Origin of the sequence: Komagataeibacter diospyri, from assembly GCF_006538165.1 — a bacterium.
GTDB lineage: Bacteria > Pseudomonadota > Alphaproteobacteria > Acetobacterales > Acetobacteraceae > Komagataeibacter > Komagataeibacter diospyri.
Window position 1 is genome coordinate 63,118 of record NZ_BDLU01000056.1, and the last position, 20,517, is coordinate 83,634.

A 20,517-nucleotide genomic window follows, 5' to 3' on the forward strand; every position below is an offset into this window, starting at 1 on the left:
TATCTGTAGCGAGGTCGGGAGACATGCATGTTCCCGCAATGCGTGAAAAGGAACGGAATGCATGGGCGTGACCGTAACCGGGGCCACCGGCCTGACACTGGGGATCAACCCGGACAATAGCGATATCATACTGGGACTGAACCAGGTGAGCGAGGTCGCGGCCCTGCAGTCGCTCGCCAATGTTTCGGGTGCCGAGGTTTCTGCCCTGCAGCACGCCTATGGCAATGATATTCCGGCGCTGGCCGTGCGCATGTTCGGCGTGGCCGGGATTGATACCGTGATGGACCAGTCTGGCGGCGTGAACCAGCAGGTAACGACCCGCGGCAAATTCACCGTGACCGGCACCGAGGTCGAGATCGGCAGCACCACCTCCACCCCACTGGACAGCACGATCACCCTGAAAGGTGGCAAGCAGGCCACCACTGTCATTGATGGTAACATGGGCAGGGTGAATTATGTCGCGAAGACGGGGGACGTGAATTATTACGCTGCTGGTGGCAATACGGATTTCGTCAGTGGCAAGGGGCGGGACACCGTTCATGTCCTGGGTGGATCCGACACCATTTATGGTGCTGATGGACACCCTACCGTAACCGGGGACTGGAACGTACCGGGCAGCGTCGGGGACACGGCACAGTTTAACGGTGGCGGCGTGAAGTTGCGGGTCGTTGACGGCGTGATGGTCCAGGATGTCAATAATTCCACCATCAGTGGTTATGGGGATGACGATTACTTCGGGGAGCATAATCCCGCACGCTATACCAACACCATCGATGGCGGCGTGTCTGATTCCATTTATGGCAGCAATCGCCTGCTTGTTGATTCGGTCAGCGACAGCAACATCCGGGGACATGCGAAACTGACCGTGGATGGTGGCGTATCCGACACCATCTATGGGAACAGCAGCCTGCTTGTTGATTCGGTCAGCGACAGCACCATCCAGGGACATGCGAAACTGACCGTGAATGGTGGCGTATCCGATACCATCTATGGCAAGGGCAACCTGCTTGTTGATTCGGTCAGTGACAGCAATATCCAGGGACATGCAAAGCTGACCGTGGACGGTGGCGTATCCGACACCATCTATGGCAAGGGTAACCTGCGTACCGATTCGGTCAGTGACAGCACCATCCAGGCACATGCAAAACTGACCGTGAGTGGTGGCAGCAACGATACAATTTCCGCCAGTCATTCCACCCATCTTGATGATGTGGACACCAGCACGATTTCGGTCAGCGTGCATGGCAGCCTGACCTTCATTGATGGCAGCAATGGCATTTCCGACACCGTGACCGGCAGCCATGCCACCATTTACGGTACGGCTGGACTGGACCTGACAGCAAATACAGGGACGACCACCACCTATTATGCCAGTAGCGGGAACGAAACGCTGGATGGGGGCCTGTCAACAGGCAAGCTGTATGCCCGGGCGGGTAGCGGGAATGACACCCTGATTGGCGGTAGCGGGTACGATACCCTGCGGGCCGGAACGGGCGATGACCTGTTCGTGGCGGGCAGCGCCCAGACGGAATTCGAATTCATCAAGGGCAAGGCCGGCGGTAACGACATTATTCAGGATTTTGGTAAATCGGCAGGCAATGCCGTCAAGCTGTCCGGTTATGATGCGAAATCGTCTTCCATCCAGGCCATGCTGGACAATGCCACCATTGCTGGCGGGAACACGACCGTCAGCCTGACAGATAATACCCGGATTACCTTCGTCGGCGTGACGGACCTGAAGGTACAGAATTTCAAAAGCTGATCGGTAAGGCCTGTGCCAGATATGCCCCGGTTGGGAGCGTATCTGGCAATGATGCCATTTTGCCGGGTTATTTTTTTTGACCAAAATGATACGATTTCGATATAAACAATACGTTATCGCGGAAGATAGCCAATATAACTGCTGCTTGTAAAACGGCCACGGTTCTTGCTGACCACAACAGCAGAAATTTTTATGTGATAACAAAAAATTGCTGGTGTAAGCCCAATCATCAGGTTAAAAGCCGCGACCGTCCGGCCCAGATGGCGGCGATCGCCCCATTTGATTACGGAAACAGGATATTCACGACATCAATTTTCAGCCCGAAGGGAGCAGGCCGTTACGATGAGTAAAGCCTTTATTGCAGCAGTTATACAGGATTCGATTGATTGCACGGGCGTCGCGGCCAATCAGGCTGCATCTGATCTGATCGCGGCAATTGTAAAGGAACTGAAGCGCGAGGGTGGCTTTACCCTGCCATCTTTTGGCACGTTTACGGTTAAGAAAACCAAGGCCCGCAAGGCGCTGAACCCGCGTACGGGTGAGCCGGTAAAGGTCAAGGCAGGCAAGACCGTGCGGTTCAAGGCCAGCCCAAATCTGAAGAAAGCTGTCTGATATCAGGCCCCTTCGCACCATTTCGGGAAAATGGCGTGAAGGGGCCGCCTGTAATGTTCAGGCAAACCAGACCGAAAGGGAACGCACACCCTGTGCGCCCCGGATCAGCACGCCCTGAATATCCGCCGTGGCGGAGGGGCCGCTCATCAATACGCCATAATTGGCAGATCTGAATTCCGGTCGTTCCTGATACGCGGTGTGCATGTTGGCCATGATCGAGTCGGGTGACAGCACCACCACGATATGCTGCCCCAGATGGGCGAAGGAATTGATCGGTAGCTGTGATTCGCTGAGGAAGATCGATCCCATTTCCGCGATGCCGAAAGGCGCACGCACCACGGTGACATCGATTGCCGCAGCATCCTGCGGGGTCTTGACCTTCTCCACCGGCAATGTGCCCTTCGCTTCAGGCACGTTGGAACAGATCACCTTCGCATCCGGGTGTCGGCGCATGATGGCCTGATCCAGTGTTTCGTCCCCGACCGGTTCCAGCACATCACCGCCCAGTATCTTCAGGCTGGCGATAAAACGCTCACGGCTGGCATCAAGGTCGCCCAGTGTCCTGACCGGCGGAAGCGGGTGGTTTTCCGGCGTGGGGCGGTTGTTGCGCAGGGCCTGCAGGATCTCGTCGCGTGCGGTGTTCATTTCTTGGTCTCCGGTGCGGCGGCAGGCTCGGCCTTCTCACGGTTCTTGCGGTACCAGTCATTGAAGGTCTGCTTGACCGGATGGGGGTTTTCGCGGTGCTTGCCCCACGGGTTCAGCCAGTTGTACAGCACGAAGCGCGGCATGGTGCTTAGCGAGACCTCGGTGGCCTTGATGGCGGCGCGGTACAGCTTCGGCTGGCCCATAAGCTTGCCCGCCATGTGCATGATCTCACGTTTGACGAACGGCATTTCATGGTGCTGCACCAGCACGCGACGCCATTTGTACAGTTGTTCGTGGATGTTGATCTTGACCGGGCAGACATTGGTGCAGCTTCCGTTCAGCGTCGAGGCATAGGGAAGCGTGCTGTATTTGCGTTCATTGAAAGTCGGGTCAATGATTGCGCCGATCGGGCCGGAATACACCGCGCCATAGGACAGGCCGCCTGAACGGCGGTACACCGGGCAGGTGTTCATGCACGCGCCGCAGCGGATGCATTTGAGCGACGTCCAGAAATCTTCCATGCCAAGGCGGGCGGAACGACCGTTATCGACCAGCACCACATGCATTTCGCCACCCTTCTGCGGGCCACGGAAATGGGTGGTGTACTGCGTGATCGGTGATCCCAGCGCGCTGCGTGACAGCAGGCGGATGAATACGCCCAGATCGGCCATGCGTGGCACAAGGCGTTCGATCCCGATGGTTGCGATGTGCAGGTTGGGTACCGTCGCACTCAGGTCGGCGTTGCCTTCGTTGGTGCAGACCACGAACGTGCCGGTTTCCGCCACCACGAAGTTGCCACCCGTCATGCCCGCATCGGCATGCAGGATCACCGGACGGGCTGCCTGGCGCTGCGCTTCGGCGAGCAGGTGCGGGTCACGGATGTTGGGGTCGGTGTGGTAATCCTTGGCGAAGATCTTGGCCACGTCCGATGTCAGCTTGTGCACCGCCGGCACCACGATGTGGCTGGGAAGCTGGTCATCAAGCTGCTGGATGCGCTCGCCCAGGTCGGTTTCGGTTACGGTGACGCCCTGTTTTGCAAGATAGGGTCGCATGTCACACTCTTCGGTGACCATGGACTTGCTCTTGATCAGGTTGCGCGCGTTATGGGCCTTCAGGATCTCGCCCACGATACGGTTGTGTTCCGCCCCATCGCGCGCCCAGTGGACGTGAATGCCGTTCTTTTTCGCGTTTTCCTCGAACTGCTCAAGGTATTCGGGCAGGCGGGAAAGCGTATGTTCCTTGATGCGTGACGCTTCCTCGCGCAGTTCCTGCCATTCAGGCAGGATGTGCATCTGGGCGTCACGCTTCTGGCGCATGTCCCACAGGCGTTCGTCGTGGAACTGCAGGTGGGGCGCATCCTCAAGGAAATGCTCCGCCGCCTTGGCATGGTTGACGGGCTTGTTGCTCATTGAGCTGCTCCGTTAAGGATCTGCGCGATATGAATGAAGCGGATTGGTACTCCCGCACGTTCGGCGCAGCCCTGCTGGTGCATCACGCATGAGGAGTCGGCCGAGACGATGTACTCCGCCCCTGCCTGATAATGGTCACGCACCTTGTCCACACCCATTCTGGCCGATACGGCTTCTTCCGTGACCGAGAAGGTGCCGCCGAACCCGCAGCATTCATCAGGGCGCCTGGGGGTGACGAAGCGGATTCCCTTGACCTTCGACAGCAGGTCCATCGGCTTGGAAAACGGTTTTTCACCCAGCTCGGACATGCTGGCCGTGCGCAGGGCGCGCAGCGTGCCGCAACTGTTGTGCAGACCCACGGTATGGTTGAATTCCGCCCAGGGGAAGGCATCCACCTTCAGGACATCATGCAGGAATTCGACCAGTTCGTAGGTGTTTTCCCGCACGTGGCGCACTTCGTCGGTCTGCGGGATCGCATCAAAATTGTCGCGGACGTGATGCGTGCAGCTGCCTGATGGCATGACGATCTTGTCGTATTTGGCGAAGTTGCGAACAAACAGGGCTTCCGCGGCGGCGGCGTCCGAATTGCAGCCGGAATTGCCCATGGGCTGGCCACAGCAGGTCTGGTCCAGCGGATATTCGACATCCTGTCCCAGTTTTTCCAGAAGTTCCAGCGTGGCAATGCCCGCTTCAGGGTAGAACGCGTCGATATAACACGGAATGAACAGGCCAATTTTCATTATGGGATACTCATCCTCAGCACGATTGGCGCGAAACGTGGCGCAAGCCATGTTATTTCGTCAAATATATATTGAAAGACATTCCCATATATAATTTATATGGAATATGGATCTAAGGCATTTACGTTATTTTGTAGCCGTTGCTGACAATGGAAGCTTTACCCGTGCCGCAGAGCAGCTAGGCATAGAACAGCCACCTCTGAGCCAGCAGATCAAGCAGCTGGAAAATGAACTGGGTGTCCTTCTGTTCCAGCGGCTGACGCGCGGGGTCAAGCTGACGGATGTGGGGCTGGTGCTGCTGGATCAGGCGCGCGCCCTGCTGGGCATGCAGCAGCAGTTCCTTGCCACGGCGCAGGGGCTGGCGCGGGGTGAGAAGGGGCATATCCGCGTGGGGCTGGCGGGGGCGGTCTCTCTGCTGCCCATGATCCCGCTGACGGTGCGGCGTTTCCGGGAATTCTGGCCCGATGTCACGATCTATCTTGAGGAAAGCAATACCCCCGCCCTGCGCAAAAGCCTGCACGACCGGGCCATAGATATCGCCATTGTCCGCCCGCCGGTGCCAGACGGGGCAGGACTGCTGGTGTCCCCCCTGCTGGAGGAGGAAACGGTCGTGGCCCTGCCCAAGGGGCACCCGCTGGCCGTCCACCCCCACCTTGAGCTGGAAATGCTGGTGGATGAACCCTTCATCATCTTCCCGCGTGAACTCGGTCCGGGATTTCATGATGCGATCCTGTCCGCCTGCCATAATGCCGGTTTCACGCCGCGCATGGGACAGCAGGCCCCGCAGATCGCCTCCACCGTGCCGCTGGTGGCAGCCGGGCTTGGGGTATCGGTCGTGCCGCGTTCGCTGCACCAGATCCATTCTGGCGGCGTGACCTACCATTCGTTGGGCGCCAAGGCGCCGCGCGCGGAACTGGCCATCGCCATGCGGGCGGGGCAGCATGTGCCACTGCTGGCCAATTTCATTTCCACCCTGCGCGCGTGCTGCCGGGACATGAATGACAGCGCCATTTCCGTAGCACCCGTCCGGGAGGACGAGGAAGAAACGGCCTGAAAATCACAAGGCCGTTTCTGGTGATGCTTTTTTCAGAAGGCTTCGGGGCACGCCGATTTTCTGGAAAAGGGCGGTGCCGGGAAACTTTTATTAATTCTCAATGATTGTCTGGTCCATCCGGCTGTCACGGATCAGTTCATGGATGAAGGACAGCTTGCGCAGGATATCCGGCGTCAGTACGAACGGGTAGAAATCCGGCAGTCCCATGGAACGGTTGAGGCTGTTGACCGCATAGGTCAGGGGCAGCCATCCATCCGTGATTTCATCAAATGACATCTCGGTATAGGGATCGCGCCGGACCGTGGTGCGCAGCGGTGGCGCATGCGCCCCTGCGGCATCAATGGACATGCCATAGGCCCATGCGGTTTCAAGGGTCGAGATGATGTGCAGGTAATGCGCCCATGTCTCGGCAAAGTCCTCCCACGGGTGGGACGTGGCGTAGTGGCTGACATACTGGCCACGCCATGCGTCAGTGGCCGGGGCGGCGTAATGGGCCTTCAGGCTGTCGGCATAATCGCGACGGTCATCGCCAAACACGGCCCGGCAGGCGGCAAGCCGGTCAGGCCCCGCGTCCCGGATCAGAACGTTCCAGTAGTAATGCCCGATTTCATGGCGGAAATGGCCCAGCAGGGTGCGGTAGTATTCCCCCATTTCCTGTCGCAGCTGTTCACGCCGTGCATCATCCGTCTCGTTCAGGGCGATGGTGATGACGCCGTTCATATGGCCCGTCATGGCGGGCGTCCCATCAGGCAGGCTGTCGAGGAAATCGAACGCCAGCCCGCCTTCGGGGTCCTGCCGCCGGTTGCGCAGGGGCAGGCCGAGGCGTAGCAGGCTGTAGAACAGGCGGTGCTTGGCCACTTCCACCTTCTGCCACCGCGCGATATTGCCCGGCACCGACAGGTTGGGAATGGTGCGGTTGAAACTGCATGCGATGCAGAAGGGCTGCCCCGGTTCAGCCAGCCAGTTGCACGCGCTGTAGGCGTTGTTGGTGCATAGTGCGCGCGGCGGGGCCGCCGGTGTGGCCAGTGGCTGCCACAACCCGTCCCCCATGGCGTCCAGTGCGGACAGGACAGTCCGTTCCGGCACATAGCCCAGCGTGTGGCCACAGCGTTCGCATGCCGTATTCTCGAAAAACAGGACCTGCTGGCATGACTGGCAGAAAAACAGTTTCATGAGGGGTGTATAGCCCGGCGCGCGGTGGATGCCATATCCGCGACGGGGGGCATGGGCATGGTTTCCATCACGGCTTCAAATGTGGCGACGCACTGGTCCAGCAGGCCACTGACAGGGGCAGCCTGCTGCGGGGTCGTGCCGACCGCAAGCGGGATGTGTCCCTGTGCCGCCAGCAGGCCCGATGTCGTATCCAGCCCGATCCATCCCGCACCGGGTACATGCACCTGCGTCCATGCATGCAGGTCGCAGCCAAGCCGGTCCGGTGCGTTCAGGTCCGGCTGGAACAGGTAGCCCGATACAAACCGGGCGGCAAAGCCCAGCCTGCGCAGCACGGCGATCAGCAGCCACGCGCTGTCGCGGCATGAACCGGCGCCATGAGACAGGGTTTCTTCTGGCGACCATACGCCCGCTTCGGGTCGGATGCGGTAGGTGATGCGTGATGCGATGTCCCGGGTCAGGTCCACCAGCAGGTCCAGTGTGGGGCAGGGCAGCATGGCGCGCCATTCCCGCACAAAAGCATCAAGCAGCGGGGTGGGCGACCCGTCGCCGCTATCGGCCGCATTCAGCCTGTAGGGGGCAAGGGCGGGGTCGTCGCATGTCCTGCCGGCAGGCCAGTGGCGGGCGGAAGGGTCAAGGGTGAAGTGGAACGGGTTGACCGGTGTCTGGTCTGTTGCAAGGCGGATGGTGATATCGAAATGCGTAACGCGTTCGGGAAACGTGATGCGGGCGATCCGGTTGCCGAACGTATCCTGCCCCCATATGCGCGTACAGGGCAGGGGCGCTACGTCCATGTTATGGGACAGGATACTGCGACAGCCCGGCACGGGATGCAGGCGGATGGTCTGCGGGCCAAGGTGAACGGGCCGGTCGTATCGGTACCGTGTGTGGTGGACCAGTATGGCATGCGCGTTCATTTAATCTAGAGCCCCGGAAAACTGTTCCGCATGCCTGCCATCGTGATCCGGCGATGGTGCGGTTCGGACGTGGTTTATGTGTCACCGTCCACGCTATCAGGATTGGTGGCGGCGGCAATATCGTATTTTTCCGGCATTTTGACCTGAATGGGAAGGGAATGCAGATTCGTTCTTGGCAAGAGACGATTTTCTTGCTCCGCTAGAAACGGATCGAAACGAAATTGCAGGTGGGCGGACATGATTCCTTCGCGCCTGATCCACCTCCACGCCAGCGGGGGTAGGACATGAACGATATGAAGATGGCAGCACAGGCCGCCGGACTGTTCGCGACATACGACATTCCGGATTTTTTCTGTGAACTGCTCAATCGCGGAGATGATATCCCGCCGTCCGGCCTGCAACTGGTGCGCGACCGCCTGGCCCATTTTGACCTGGCTGAACTACGGCGCCGGGCGGCTGCGGTGGAAGCGCAGTTCTATCGTCTTGGCATCACGTTTACCGTCTATTCCGATCGGGAGGCGATTGACCGCGTCCTGCCGTTCGATGTCATTCCCCGTGTGCTGACGGCCAGGGAATGGGATCATGTCGAACGCGGCGTGCAGCAGCGCGTGCGCGCCATCAACCTGTTCCTGCATGACATTTACCACGATCGGCATATCCTGAATGACGGCGTGGTGCCACGCGATCTGGTGCTGGGCAACGCCAATTACTGTCAGGCCATGGTGGGGCTGGATGTACCCGGCGGGGTTTACGTGCATATCAACGGCACCGACCTTGTGCGCGACCGTGAAGGCCGCTTTCTGGTGCTCGAAGACAATGCCCGCACGCCGTCGGGCGTGTCCTATGTGCTGGAAGACCGGCAGATGATGCTGCGTCTCATGCCTGACCTCGCGCGGGGACTGAACATCCGCCCGGTGGATGAATATGGTCCCCGCCTGCACCGCGCTCTGGCGGAGGTTGCACCCACGGGTGTGGATGATCCGCAGGTGGTCCTGCTTTCACCGGGTATCTACAATGCTGCCTATTTCGAACATGTGTTTCTTGCGCGTGAAATGGGCATACCGCTGGTTGAAGGACGCGACCTGATGGTGGAGGAGGGGCGTGTGTACATGCGCACCGTAGCCGGCCCCCGTCCGGTCCATTCAATCTACCGGCGGCTGAATGACGATTTCCTCGATCCACAGGTGTTCAATCCCGACAGCATGCTGGGCGTGCCGGGACTGGTGGATGCCTACCGCCGGGGCAATGTGACGCTGGCCAACGCCATTGGCACGGGCGTTGCGGATGACAAGGCGGTCTATGCCTACATGCCACGCATCATCCGCTATTATCTGGATGAAGAACCGATCCTGACCAATGTGGAAACCCATATCTGTGCCGAGTGCGAGGGGCTGGAATACACGCTGGCCAATATTGAACGGCTGGTGGTCAAGCCGGTAGGCGAATCAGGTGGGTACGGGCTGCTGATCGGTCCCCACGCGACACAGGCGGAACTGGATGAATTCCGCGCCCTGCTGCGCGCCAACCCGGCGAATTACATAAGCCAGCCGGTCATAAGCCTGTCGGTTTCGCCGACCCTGTGTCCCGCAGGAGTCGAGGCGCGGCATGTGGACCTGCGTCCCTTTGCCGTGACCGGGCGCGATACATGGGTGCTGCCCGGCGGTCTGTCGCGCGTGGCGCTGCGCAAGGGGTCGCTGGTGGTCAATTCATCGCAGGGTGGTGGGTCAAAGGATACATGGGTGCTGGCATCATGACACAGGTTTCGGTCTTTCCCGCCCCGGTCATGCCGGGGCTGCGCAACCTGCTTTCGCGCTATGCCGAAAGCACGATGTGGCTGGCGCGCTATATGGAGCGTATTGAAAACCTTGCCCGTCTGATCGATGTGACCAGTACATCGGTTTCAGCGACCAACCCGGATGCGGGATGGGACAGCGTCATTCGCATCAATGCCGATGAGGGCCTGTTTTTCCAGCGCCATGAGACCGCGGGCGAACGCAGCGTCGTGGCCTTTTACATCACAGATTCCGACAATCCGGATTCCATCGTGTCCATGGCCCGCTATGCCCGGGAAAACGCGCGGGTACTGCGTCCCCTGATCTCGACCGAGATGTGGATGCACCTGAATGTCTTTACGCGCTGGGTCATGGAACTGGGGCCTGATGATGTCGGTGCGAGCTATCTGTCCACCCTGTGCACACGGCTGAAGCAGGACTGCCAGACCCATTTTGGCATAACCGAGGGCACGCTGTACCGCGATCAGGCGTGGCTGTTCTATATCCTTGGCAAGAACCTTGAACGCGCGGATCAGATCACGCGGCTGATCGACATAAAATACCATACCCTGCTGCCCAGTGGTGTCGGGATCGGTTCGGATATCGACATGAGCCAGTGGACATCCGTGCTGCGGTCAGCAGCGGCGTACCATGCCTTCCGCCGTGTCCTGCCCGAGGGGATGACACCCGCCAATATCGTGGGTTTCCTGCTGAAAAATGATGGCTTTCCCCGCTCGCTGTCCACCAGCCTGCGTAGTGTCTATAGCGTGCTTGGATCACTGGCGGGGGAATACCGCCTGCGTCACTGCGCCCCGATCATGGAACGGATAGAGGAACTGCGCGTGACACTGGTTGAACAGACGGTGGAAGACATCATCATGCGGGGCCTGCATGAATACATGGACTGGATCCAGCGCGAACTGCGGCAGATCCAGAACGAAATTGCCCATGCCTTCTGGCCGCCCGCCATATCCGTCCAGTCCATCGGGCCGGGGCACATGGAACAGATGCAGGATTAGGGAAATAATACATTGATGAGGAAGTCATGAAAGCTTTTGGTCGCTGCCTTTTTTAAGTAAAGGCTTCACCAAAAACGTCTTCTGCATTTGCACGGTGTCGCGTGGGTAGATTGGTCTGCCATGATGTGGTCATGCGTCATGGCAGGCCGCGCCAGATGACCGGTGCCCGATACATTACGGTTTCAGGCATGACTGGCTGGGGCGGGAGGGTTCGAACCTCCGCATGGCGGAATCAAAATCCGCTGCCTTACCACTTGGCTACGCCCCAATAAGTCCGGTAATCGCACGATTCGTGCGATACGGTGATCTTCTAATGTCTAAAGGGCCGTCCCGTAAAGGGGGGACAGCCCGATCGGGTTTATTCAGGCCGAAGGTTCCAGCGGCAGGTCCACCAGCGGGTCGGTGCCCGCGTCATACCCGGTACCGGACATCGGGGCCTGCGGTGCTGCCGGGGGCAGGCCGGTAAAGCGCGCAGCACGATCCAGCGCCTGATCAAGTGCTGCCATGGTGGTGCCCATGTCCTGACTGTCATCCCTGTCCCATGCACGCAGGGTCATGGTCCAGACGCCCAGCAGGGCCTGCAGGCGCAGACCGCCAGTCAGCCCGTTTGTTTCCATTCCCGCCGCGTTGGCGATCCACTTCATGCTTTCCAGTGTCGCCCCCCCCAGCAGGATGGCCAGCGCCGGGTCCGTGGGCAGGGCGCGCAGCACGCTGCGCACGCCTTCGCGGTACTGCTGGAACACATCCAGCCGGCGCATGAGCATGTCAAACAGCTTTTCGCGCACGCTGCCTTCTGATTCGTCCTCCACCAGTGCGGCCTCATCCGCCAGCCGGCCCAGCGTCAGCAGCAGCATCGCCTTGCATGGCGCACGCCTGCGCGCGGTCTCCAGACTCAGCCCGGCGTCCCGGGCCGCGTCAACGACCGTCACGCGTCGCCATCCGTGCGAAGCAGCACGTTCCAACGCTGAGCGGAGAAGGGTGGCGTCAAACAGGTCGTTATCCATGGAGGGCATAATCTTCCGGGTTAAAGGTATCGGTGGTGGGTATACGGCACCACGTGGTCATGAAACGGGCTGCGGGCCCGACAGTTCACGCGCCCGTTTTGCCCCTGCCTTCAGGGCGGCGGCAAGGGTTGCGGGCCATGCGCCATCAGCCATCAGCACTTCCAGCGCTTTCTGCGTCGTGCCGTTGGGGCTGGTTACGTTGCGGCGGAGGGTGGCGGCGTCGATGCCGCTCTGCTGCATCAGCGCGCCTGCGCCCGATACCGTCTGGCGCGCGATCAGGCGGGCAAGATCGGGCGGCAGGCCATCGGCCACGCCCAGCTGTTCCAGCAGTTCCGCCAGCAGGAAGACATAGGCCGGTCCGCTACCGGAAATGGAGGTGACGATATCGATCTGGTCTTCATGGTCGACCCACGCCACTTCCCCCACCGCGCGCAGCAGGCGCGTGCACAGCTTGCGCTGTGCGGGTGTTGCGTTGGGGGGCGCGTAGCAGACCGTCATGCCCTGCCCGATGGCGCTGGGTGTGTTGGGCATGGTGCGGATTACGATGGGTATCGGGCTGCCCGGTGGCTGCAGTGCTGCCAGCGCGTCCGTCAGGCTTTTCACCGTGCGGCCCGCCAGTACCGATATGACGGGCGCATGGATGGCGAATTGCGCAGCCGCTGGCAGGACGGCGTCCACCTTCTGCGGTTTCGTGGCCAGTATGATCATGCCCGGCCGGAAATCGGCCGGGACATCATCAAGGCTGCGGACAAGATGGTGCGGAGCGGGCACGGATTCCCGGTGGCGATCGACGATGAAGGACGGGGCCAGCCCTTCCTTCAGCCAGCCATCCAGCATCGCGCCGCCCATCTTGCCGCAGCCGATCAGCAGGAGGGGGGGAAGCGTTTCGGTCATCAGGCCATTCCTACGCAGTCAAGCATTGCGGCTTCCAGTGCTTCCGCCGGTTTCTTGCCGCCCCACAGCACGAACTGGAAGGCTGGGTAGAAACGTTCACATTCGGTAAGGGCGATATCGATCATGTCCTCCAGGCTTTCCACCGATGCGCCACGTGACCCACGCAGCAGCACCGCATGCCGGAACACGGGCGTACCGTGGTCCGGGTCCATGCTGAAATGACCGATCCACAGCCGTTCATTGGCCAGTGCGAGCAGTTCAAACAGGTTGCGCCGCTGGTCGGCGGGGACCTTGAGGTCGAACGTGCAGGTGAAGTGCATGGCGTTCACTTCTTCCGACCAGCAGAAGAACAGGCCATGGTCGCACCATTTGCCCGGTGCCTCGGCCGCCATTTCCGAATCGCTGCGGCGTTCGAAATTCCAGTCATATCCGCCCACGATCCGTTCCATCAGATCGAGTGGATTCGTATTGCGTGGGATCGCTGTTTCAGTCAGAGCTGGCATGTGGCACTCCCCGAAGCCGTCGTGGAGGAAATCCGGACATGGGCCGGATTCCGTATCTCTGCATCCGGTCCGTGGCCTGTTGCGGGGAATCAGGGCGCGGACCGTCCTGTTACACTATGGCCCACCGGCACGCGCTGCAAGCGTTGTGCTTACAGTCCCGAACGCGGGGACGTGGTGGGCGCGGTCAGGCTGGCTTCAAGGTCGGATACACGCTCTTCCAGCCGGCTGATCCGGTTTTCCAGTTCGCCCTGCGCCAGACGGGCACGGGTCGCGACTTCGCGCACGACCTCGAATTCATCGCGGCGCACAAGGTTCAGGCTGCCCAGTGTCTCATCCACGCGGGCGCGGACGATGGCGCCGATTTCCTCACGCACGCCAGCCAGCGCCGAGAACGCGCCACCGGCCACACCGGCTAGGTCATCAAAAATGCGGGGCCTGTCGGACATAGTGGGTACTCCATGACGTTCCGCGCCGCGTCCTGTGCCAGTCCACGCGCGAGATGAAAGCAGCTACTATAGACACATTGGCAGCTCAGGGCTATCCGCACGATTGTAGTGGCCGTGGCGACGCCGCAATATCGACTTCCATGCAACAGGGCGGGGTGCGGGACAGTGATCGTTATTACCGGGGGTGCGGGTTTCATCGGGTCATGCATGCAGCAGGCGCTGCACGCGCGCGGGGTTGAGACGGTCGTGGTGGACTGGCTGGGCAATGCGGGCAAGTGGCGCAACCTGCGCCATCACACGCCCGCGCGCATCATTGCCCCCGAGGCGCTGGACGCATGGCTCGAAATGCGGCCGGACATATCGGCGGTGATTCACCTGGGCGCGATAAGCGAGACGACGGCAACCGATGGCGATCTGGTGTGGCGCACCAATGTGGATCTGTCCGAACGGCTGCTGTCGTGGTGCGCGCATGAAGGGGTGCGGTTCATCTATGCCTCATCCGCCGCGACGTATGGGGCGGCGGACAGGGCTGAACAGTTCAATGACGATCCCGCCCTGCTGGACCGGCTGGAGCCGCTCAACCTGTATGGCTGGTCCAAGCAGGCATTCGACCGCTCGGTGCTGCGCCGGATTGCGGGCGGGGCGATGTCCGGCCTGTCATGGGCGGGGCTGAAGTTCTTCAATGTCTATGGGCCCAATGAATACCACAAGGGACGCATGATCTCGGTGGTGAAGGTCAAGTATGACGAGGCCCGTGCCGGCCAGCCGCTGCGCCTGTTCCGCTCCGACGTGACGGGGCTGGCGGATGGGGCGCAGGCGCGTGACTTCATCTGGGTGGGGGACGTGGTCGATGTCATGCTGTGGCTGCTGGACCATGGCACTGTATGCGGGCTGTTCAACTGCGGTACCGGGGTTGCGCGGACCTATACCGATCTGGCCCATGCGGTCTGTGACGCGGCGAATGTGCCGCGCCGGATCGAATTCATCGATATGCCCGAAGCCCTGCGCGGGCAGTACCAGTCCTTTACCTGCGCCGACATGCGCAGGCTGCGGGCGGCAGGCTACAGCCGTCCCTTCACAACACTGGAAGACGGGGTGCACCGTTACGTCCATGATTACCTTGCCGCCCCTGACCCCTACCTGTAATCGCCCCGCTACCGCCAGAACCATGACAATGAAAGTGGGCCGATGCTGCCTGTCCTGATCTTTCCGCAGTTTGATCCGGTAATGGTCCATTTCGGACCGTTCGCCATCCGCTGGTATGCCATGGCCTATATCGTGGCGCTGGTGGCGGGGTGGCGCATCGCGCGCCGTCTGGTCGCGCTGCCGCCCAGGGCCGCGACCACGCTGCAGGTGGATGATTTCCTGACATGGGCGACGCTGGGCGTGGTGCTGGGGGGACGGCTTGGCTACATCCTGTTCTACCAGCCGGGTTTTTACCTGACCCACCCACTGGCGATCCTGCAGGTCTGGCGGGGCGGCATGTCGTTCCATGGCGGGGCGGCGGGCGTGATTATCGCACTGATCGTGTTCACGCGCCTGAACGGGTTAAGCTTTCTTGCCTTTTCCGACCGCATCACCACGGTCGTGCCCATCGGGCTGGGGCTGGGGCGGCTTGCCAACTTCATCAATGGGGAACTGTGGGGGCGACCGGCCTCGTCCTCGTTGCCATGGGCCATGATCTTTCCCGATGCCGGGCCGGAACCGCGCCATCCATCCGAACTGTATGAAGCCTTTGCCGAGGGGCTGCTGCTGTTCACCCTGCTGTGGTGCGTGTCGCGCAGCCTGCGCGTGCGCCAGCATCCCGGCTTTATCGCCGGGCTGTTCCTGTTCGGGTATGCCGTGGCGCGGACGGTATGCGAATTCTTTCGCGAACCGGATGCCTTCATCGGCTTCCTGCCCTTTGGCGTGACGATGGGACAGGTCCTGTGCGTGCCCATGGCGATCGGAGGGGCGGGACTTATGCTGAATGCCTGCATGCGTCCCGCGCGCGCATCCGTCATGGCCGACGCGCCGGACGAACCCGCGGGCGATGACGGGACCGTCCGGTGAGTGGACCCGGCGAACGCCTGGACCATTTCATGGCCCGGGCGAATGCCGCCTATTACGCAGGGTGCGACCCGTTCGCCGATTTCATTACCGCGCCTGAAATATCGCAGATGTTTGGTGAACTGCTGGGCGCGTGGGTGGCGGTGGTGTGGGACCGGCTGGGTCGTCCCGATCCCTTCATGCTGGTGGAGGCCGGGCCGGGGCGCGGCACGCTCATGGCTGATGCGCAGCGGTTGCTGCGGCGCGTTGCCCCCGCCTGCCATAAAGCTATGCGCCTACATATGATCGAGACATCGCCCCGCCTGCGCGGGGTGCAGGCGCACGCCCTGCGTGATGCCACGGCCGTGCCGGTATGCTGGCATGGTGACCTGCGTGATGTGCCCGATGGGCCGATGGTGCTGCTGGCCAATGAATTCCTTGACGCCCTGCCCATCCGGCAGTTCGTCAGGCGGGGGCAGGGCTGGGTGGAACGCTTCGTGCGGGATGGCGCATTCATGCATGCTGCCAGTGATTTCCCGGCAGGGCATCCCGCCTGCGTGCGTCCGGTGCCGGAAGGCGACGTGCTGGAAACCTGCCAGCCCGCGCTGGATTTTGTCCATGCGCTTGGCACGCGCCTGCTGCGCTGGTCGGGGGCGGCAGCGCTGATCGATTACGGGTATGATGCCCCCGCCTGGGGGGACAGCCTGCAGGCATTGCGGGACGGCCGCCCGACGGACCCTTTGCAGGGCCCGGGCAGTGCGGATCTTACGGCGCATGTTGATTTCCGGGCCATTGCCGATCATGTCCCCCGTGGGGTGGAGGTGTGGGGCAGTGTGACCCAGGGGGATTTTCTGGCGGCACTGGGGCTTGCGGCGCGCACCGAACAACTTGCCCGTGCCGCTCCCGCGCAGGCGGATGAAATCCGCGCGGCGGCCATGCGGCTGGCTGCACCGGACCGCATGGGACAGCTTTTTCGTGTAATGGGGCTTTCGTCCGGCCTTGCAGGCGACCTGCCGGGTTTTGTGGGCAGGCGTGCAGGGGATGGGACAGGCAGGGGAAAAACGCGATGACGACCGACAGCGCGATTGTGGATGCGCAGGTGGTGCGCAGTCCGGTTTTCGCCGGGACCCGGCATGGATTCTTTACCCGTCAGGGTGGTGTGTCCACCGGACCGTATGCCAGCCTCAACTGTTCGACCCGTTCGGCGGATGATCCCGCCGCCCTGCATGAAAACCGTCGTCGCGTGGCGCAGTACGTGGGCGTGCGTCCCGATCACCTGATGGGCCTGACGCAGGTGCATGGCGATCGCACCATCCTGGTCACCAGGCCGTGGGCGACCGGACGAGGGCCGGAGGGCGACGCCATGGTGACCGATCGCCCCGGCCTTGCGCTGGGCGTGATTACGGCGGATTGCGCCCCGGTCCTGTTCAGCAATGCGCGTGGCACGGTCGTGGGGGCCGCACATGCGGGCTGGCGGGGGGCGTGTGGCGGGATTGTGGAGTCGGTGGTGACGGCCATGGGGGCGCTTGGCTGTGCGGCGGGCGACATCCGTGCCGTGGTCGGTCCCTGCATCACGCGGGACAGTTACGAAGTCGGACCGGACATGCGTGATGCCGTGCTGGCGCAGGATGCGGCGGCGGGCGCGTTTTTCACACCTGCGGCGCGGGCGGGGCATTTCATGTTCGACCTGCCGGGATACTGCGTCATGCGGCTGCAGCGCTGCGGGGTGGGACAGGCTGCGGCGCTGGGGATTGATACCCTGCGTGATGAAACCCGTTTTTTCAGCCATCGCCGCCGTACGCTGGCGGGCGGGGGGGCAATCGGGCACCAGATTTCCGTTATTGCCTGCCCGGCGATATAGATGGAACCATGATGTCAGAAGTTTTTGCCCGGCGGCTGCTTACGGGGTCAGCCATTGCAGTAATCTGTATGCTTGGGGGATGTGTCAGTGTGCCCCATCCCTTCCAGCACGGGACAGGGACAGCCCAGGCCCCGACGGCACGGCTGGCGGTGCCGGTTTCCACGGCGTCCGGCACGGATCAGGCCGGGGCGCAGGGCTGGCAGCACGCCATGGTCGATGCCCTGCTGGCGCAGTCGGTGCCTGCGATGGGCCAGCCGGTACGCCCGGGTGACTGGTGGCTGAAAATGACGGCCGATGCCCGTAATGGCGCGATTGTCCCGACCTATGCCGTCATAACCCCCAAGGGGGAGGAGCGCGGCCACATGGAGGGCGCGCCCGTGCCCGTGCAGAAGTGGCAGGCGGTGGATGGGCAGGCCGTCTCCCGCGCGGCGCAGGAAGCCGCACCCGGTGTGGCCGAACTGCTGACCGGGATACAGGCCGCCCAGATGCAGAAGGACCCCAACAGCCTCAAGAATCGTCCTGCCCATGTCTATTTCGCGGGCGTGCAGGGCGCGCCAGGTGACGGGGACCGCGCGTTGGCGCGGGCCTTTATCGCGGCGTTCCCCGATGCGCACGAGGATATCCGCCATACCGCCACCGGGGCGGATTACACGGTGCGCTGCACGGTCGTGCTCAATGACGCGGTCACCACGACATCCACCACGAAGCAGCAGCATATCGTGCTGACATGGCAGGTGCTGGATGCGCAGGGCAAGGAAGCGGGGGCCGCCACCCAGATCCATGACATAGCCGCCCATTCACTGGATACGAAGTGGGGTGATGTCGCCGTGGCGGCGGCGGATGAGGCGGCGGGTGCGGCACGCCAGATCATCACGCGCTATTCCGGTCGTGCCAATGTCCCGCTGGCGGCGGATGGCGTACTGCCCGCCCAGCCGGCATCCACTGCTGCGCGACCTGTGGCAGCCAGCATGGCCGCGCCTTCCGGAATGGCTGGCGGTGGCGGGAATGCCGTCGCGCCGGTGACGAAATCCGTTGTTTCCGCGCCATCCGCTCCCGTGGTGGCAAATGGCGGACAGACGACAGGGATGCCAATGGCCGTACATGCTGCACCGGTCCCGACGGTTGCCAGCGTATCGCCCGGCTCTTCCACGCCGTCCCCGGTGGTGACGGAACACGTGCCAGCGGCCACCAGGCCGACTGTGACACCCGCTGCGCCGGTGTCGGCAGCCTCCGTCAGTCCTGTTGCGCCGTCTGCCGCCCCGGTCACGGCCCCCGTGGTTCATGTCCCCGCCCCGGTATCCGTGACCCAGCCCAGAGCGGTTGCCGTTTCCCGCCCCTCGGCCCCGGTCGTGCAGAAGGCAGCCGGATGGCCGCCCATGCCCAGGGCGGTGCCGGCGGAGAATTCCGCCCCGAGCGAAATCACCGGCAAACCCGTACCCGTCACGCCGCCGGCACCCGCCCGGCCCTTTCCCGGCGTGACACTGCCACCCCGTCGTCCGGTGTGACGGATCGGCCACGAAGGGCAGGCGTGCAGGTTTCGTCATCCTTAGACAGGTGACAGGGGGTATGCCGGTTGTTAGAACCCCGCACATAACAACGGGGGTGGCGCCGCAAAAGCCACCCTGATCGCCTGCACCGCCGCCCGGGAGCGTCACACGATGAAGATTGTCGCCTGTAACAGCAACCTGCCTCTTGCTGAAAAAGTCGCAGCGGAACTGGGACTGCCGCTTTGTAATGCGACCGTGCGGCGTTTTGCCGACATGGAAATCTTTGTCGAGATCCATGAGAACGTGCGTGGCGAGGATGTGTTCGTCATCCAGAGCACATGCTCCCCCACCAATGACAATCTCATGGAACTGCTGATCATGCTCGACGCCCTGCGTCGCGGCTCGGCACGGCGCATCACGGCGGTCATGCCGTATTTCGGCTACGCCCGGCAGGATCGCAAATCCGGTCCCCGCACACCGATCAGCGCCAAGCTGGTGGCCAATATCCTGGTCGAGGCCGGGGCCAACCGTGTCCTGACCATGGACCTGCACGCCATGCAGATCCAAGGTTTCTTCGACATTCCGGTGGACAACCTGTACGCAGCCCCCCTGTTCACGCGCGACATCCGTGGGCGCATGAAGATCGATGGCGAGCCGCCGCTGCCCTATGACGCCCCGCCGATGGATATTCCCGGCGGTCAGCACAACCTCATGATCGTGTCCCCCGATGTGGGGGGCGTGGTCCGTGCCCGCCAGCTGGCGCAGCGGCTGAACGTGGACCTTGCCATCATTGACAAGCGACGTGAGCGCGCGGGTGTGTCGGAAGTCATGAACGTGATTGGTGACGTGCGCGGCCGTTACTGCATCCTGGTGGATGATATTGTCGATAGTGGTGGTTCGCTGTGCAACGCGGCGGAAGCACTGATGAAGCATGGGGCCGCTGCGGTGGAAGCCTATGTGACCCATGGCGTGCTGACAGGCAGCGCGGTCAGCCGCATCGGGCAGTCGCCGCTGGGCATGCTGACGCTGACCGACAGCATCAAGGCGACCGAGGCGGTGAAGGATTCGGCCAATATCCGCCAGATCAGCACGGCGGCCCTGATCTCGCGCGCCATGCAGGCCATATCGGATGAAAGCTCGGTCTCGTCGCTGTTTGACTGAAGACGGGATTGACCCCCCGACCGTCCCGGCGTT

General features: G+C 61.9%; 21 protein-coding genes and 1 tRNA gene. 11 read left to right on the top strand and 11 right to left on the bottom strand.

The features are described from left to right. The first annotated feature begins 61 nt into the window (after positions 1-61). Positions 62-1,762: a hypothetical protein gene (locus tag MSKU9_RS13255; protein WP_227002498.1), complete on the top strand. Its 1,701-nt coding sequence runs from the start codon at positions 62-64 to the stop codon at positions 1,760-1,762. Between the two features lie 342 nt (positions 1,763-2,104). Then, positions 2,105-2,374 (top strand): HU family DNA-binding protein, encoded by a 270-nt coding sequence (locus MSKU9_RS13260; protein ID WP_010514654.1) that lies wholly within the window; start codon positions 2,105-2,107, stop codon positions 2,372-2,374. 57 nt (positions 2,375-2,431) lie between these two features. Here MSKU9_RS13260 and MSKU9_RS13265 read toward each other — a convergent pair whose 3' ends face one another. From MSKU9_RS13265 to MSKU9_RS13275, 3 genes are read right to left on the bottom strand one after another with little or no spacing between them, the layout of a single operon-like run. Then, positions 2,432-3,019, bottom strand: a complete 588-nt coding sequence (locus MSKU9_RS13265; RefSeq protein WP_141261868.1) for a LutC/YkgG family protein — start codon at positions 3,017-3,019, stop codon at positions 2,432-2,434. Further along, a complete protein-coding gene (locus MSKU9_RS13270) occupies positions 3,016-4,428 on the bottom strand; it encodes a lactate utilization protein B (RefSeq protein WP_141261869.1) in 1,413 nt (470 codons plus the stop codon). The genes MSKU9_RS13265 and MSKU9_RS13270 overlap by 4 nt, the downstream gene beginning before the upstream one ends. Further along, complete coding sequence (locus tag MSKU9_RS13275) at positions 4,425-5,168, bottom strand: (Fe-S)-binding protein (protein ID WP_141261870.1); 744 nt, start codon at positions 5,166-5,168, stop codon at positions 4,425-4,427. The genes MSKU9_RS13270 and MSKU9_RS13275 overlap by 4 nt, the downstream gene beginning before the upstream one ends. Positions 5,169-5,274: 106 nt before the next feature. Between MSKU9_RS13275 and MSKU9_RS13280 the strand changes: the two genes are divergently transcribed. Then, positions 5,275-6,222: a LysR family transcriptional regulator gene (locus MSKU9_RS13280; protein ID WP_141261871.1), complete on the top strand. Its 948-nt coding sequence runs from the start codon at positions 5,275-5,277 to the stop codon at positions 6,220-6,222. Between the two features lie 90 nt (positions 6,223-6,312). Here MSKU9_RS13280 and MSKU9_RS13285 read toward each other — a convergent pair whose 3' ends face one another. The 3 genes from MSKU9_RS13285 to MSKU9_RS18125 all read right to left on the bottom strand — a co-directional run bounded on the left by MSKU9_RS13285 (position 6,313) and on the right by MSKU9_RS18125 (position 8,548). Further along, positions 6,313-7,395 (bottom strand): zinc-binding metallopeptidase family protein, encoded by a 1,083-nt coding sequence (locus MSKU9_RS13285; RefSeq protein ID WP_141261872.1) that lies wholly within the window; start codon positions 7,393-7,395, stop codon positions 6,313-6,315. Next, positions 7,392-8,309, bottom strand: a complete 918-nt coding sequence (locus MSKU9_RS13290; protein WP_141261873.1) for a transglutaminase family protein — start codon at positions 8,307-8,309, stop codon at positions 7,392-7,394. The genes MSKU9_RS13285 and MSKU9_RS13290 overlap by 4 nt, the downstream gene beginning before the upstream one ends. Positions 8,310-8,383: 74 nt before the next feature. Then, positions 8,384-8,548: a hypothetical protein gene (locus MSKU9_RS18125; RefSeq protein WP_162515740.1), complete on the bottom strand. Its 165-nt coding sequence runs from the start codon at positions 8,546-8,548 to the stop codon at positions 8,384-8,386. Between the two features lie 45 nt (positions 8,549-8,593). Here MSKU9_RS18125 and MSKU9_RS13295 point away from each other — a divergent pair, with 45 nt between their 5' ends. Both MSKU9_RS13295 and MSKU9_RS13300 read left to right on the top strand, forming a co-directional pair. Continuing rightward, complete coding sequence (locus MSKU9_RS13295) at positions 8,594-10,063, top strand: circularly permuted type 2 ATP-grasp protein (RefSeq protein ID WP_141261874.1); 1,470 nt, start codon at positions 8,594-8,596, stop codon at positions 10,061-10,063. Next, positions 10,045-11,100, top strand: a complete 1,056-nt coding sequence (locus tag MSKU9_RS13300; protein WP_141261875.1) for an alpha-E domain-containing protein — start codon at positions 10,045-10,047, stop codon at positions 11,098-11,100. Before MSKU9_RS13295 ends, MSKU9_RS13300 begins: the two co-directional genes overlap by 19 nt. A 193-nt stretch (positions 11,101-11,293) precedes the next feature. Here MSKU9_RS13300 and MSKU9_RS13305 read toward each other — a convergent pair. The 5 genes from MSKU9_RS13305 to MSKU9_RS13325 form a co-directional block, all read right to left on the bottom strand. Continuing rightward, positions 11,294-11,368 (bottom strand) — tRNA-Gln (locus MSKU9_RS13305). A 94-nt stretch (positions 11,369-11,462) separates the two neighbouring features. After that, a complete protein-coding gene (locus tag MSKU9_RS13310; protein WP_141261876.1) occupies positions 11,463-12,104 on the bottom strand; it encodes a TetR family transcriptional regulator in 642 nt (213 codons plus the stop codon). Between the two features lie 57 nt (positions 12,105-12,161). Then, positions 12,162-12,998, bottom strand: coding sequence for a pyrroline-5-carboxylate reductase (gene proC / locus MSKU9_RS13315; RefSeq protein WP_141261877.1), 837 nt, complete (start codon positions 12,996-12,998; stop codon positions 12,162-12,164). Next, positions 12,998-13,501 carry a type III secretion system chaperone family protein gene (locus MSKU9_RS13320; protein ID WP_025439569.1) on the bottom strand — a complete coding sequence of 168 codons (504 nt, stop codon included), beginning with the start codon at positions 13,499-13,501 and terminating at the stop codon, positions 12,998-13,000. The genes proC and MSKU9_RS13320 overlap by 1 nt, the downstream gene beginning before the upstream one ends. A 149-nt stretch (positions 13,502-13,650) precedes the next feature. Next, positions 13,651-13,947 (bottom strand): accessory factor UbiK family protein, encoded by a 297-nt coding sequence (locus MSKU9_RS13325; protein ID WP_141261878.1) that lies wholly within the window; start codon positions 13,945-13,947, stop codon positions 13,651-13,653. Positions 13,948-14,112: 165 nt separating this feature from the next. Between MSKU9_RS13325 and rfaD the strand changes: the two genes are divergently transcribed. From rfaD to MSKU9_RS13355, 6 genes are all read left to right on the top strand, one after another. Then, positions 14,113-15,093 (top strand): ADP-glyceromanno-heptose 6-epimerase, encoded by a 981-nt coding sequence (gene rfaD / locus MSKU9_RS13330; protein ID WP_141261879.1) that lies wholly within the window; start codon positions 14,113-14,115, stop codon positions 15,091-15,093. Positions 15,094-15,135: 42 nt separating this feature from the next. Beyond that, a complete protein-coding gene (lgt, locus tag MSKU9_RS13335) occupies positions 15,136-15,999 on the top strand; it encodes a prolipoprotein diacylglyceryl transferase (protein ID WP_141261880.1) in 864 nt (287 codons plus the stop codon). Continuing rightward, complete coding sequence (locus tag MSKU9_RS13340) at positions 15,996-17,045, top strand: class I SAM-dependent methyltransferase (protein WP_141261881.1); 1,050 nt, start codon at positions 15,996-15,998, stop codon at positions 17,043-17,045. The genes lgt and MSKU9_RS13340 overlap by 4 nt, the downstream gene beginning before the upstream one ends. Then, positions 17,042-17,836, top strand: a complete 795-nt coding sequence (pgeF, locus tag MSKU9_RS13345) for a peptidoglycan editing factor PgeF (RefSeq protein ID WP_141261882.1) — start codon at positions 17,042-17,044, stop codon at positions 17,834-17,836. Before MSKU9_RS13340 ends, pgeF begins: the two co-directional genes overlap by 4 nt. A 68-nt stretch (positions 17,837-17,904) precedes the next feature. Continuing rightward, a complete protein-coding gene (locus tag MSKU9_RS13350) occupies positions 17,905-19,341 on the top strand; it encodes a hypothetical protein (protein WP_141261907.1) in 1,437 nt (478 codons plus the stop codon). A gap of 153 nt (positions 19,342-19,494) precedes the next feature. Next, positions 19,495-20,484: a ribose-phosphate pyrophosphokinase gene (locus tag MSKU9_RS13355; protein ID WP_141261883.1), complete on the top strand. Its 990-nt coding sequence runs from the start codon at positions 19,495-19,497 to the stop codon at positions 20,482-20,484. Positions 20,485-20,517: the final 33 nt, after the last annotated feature.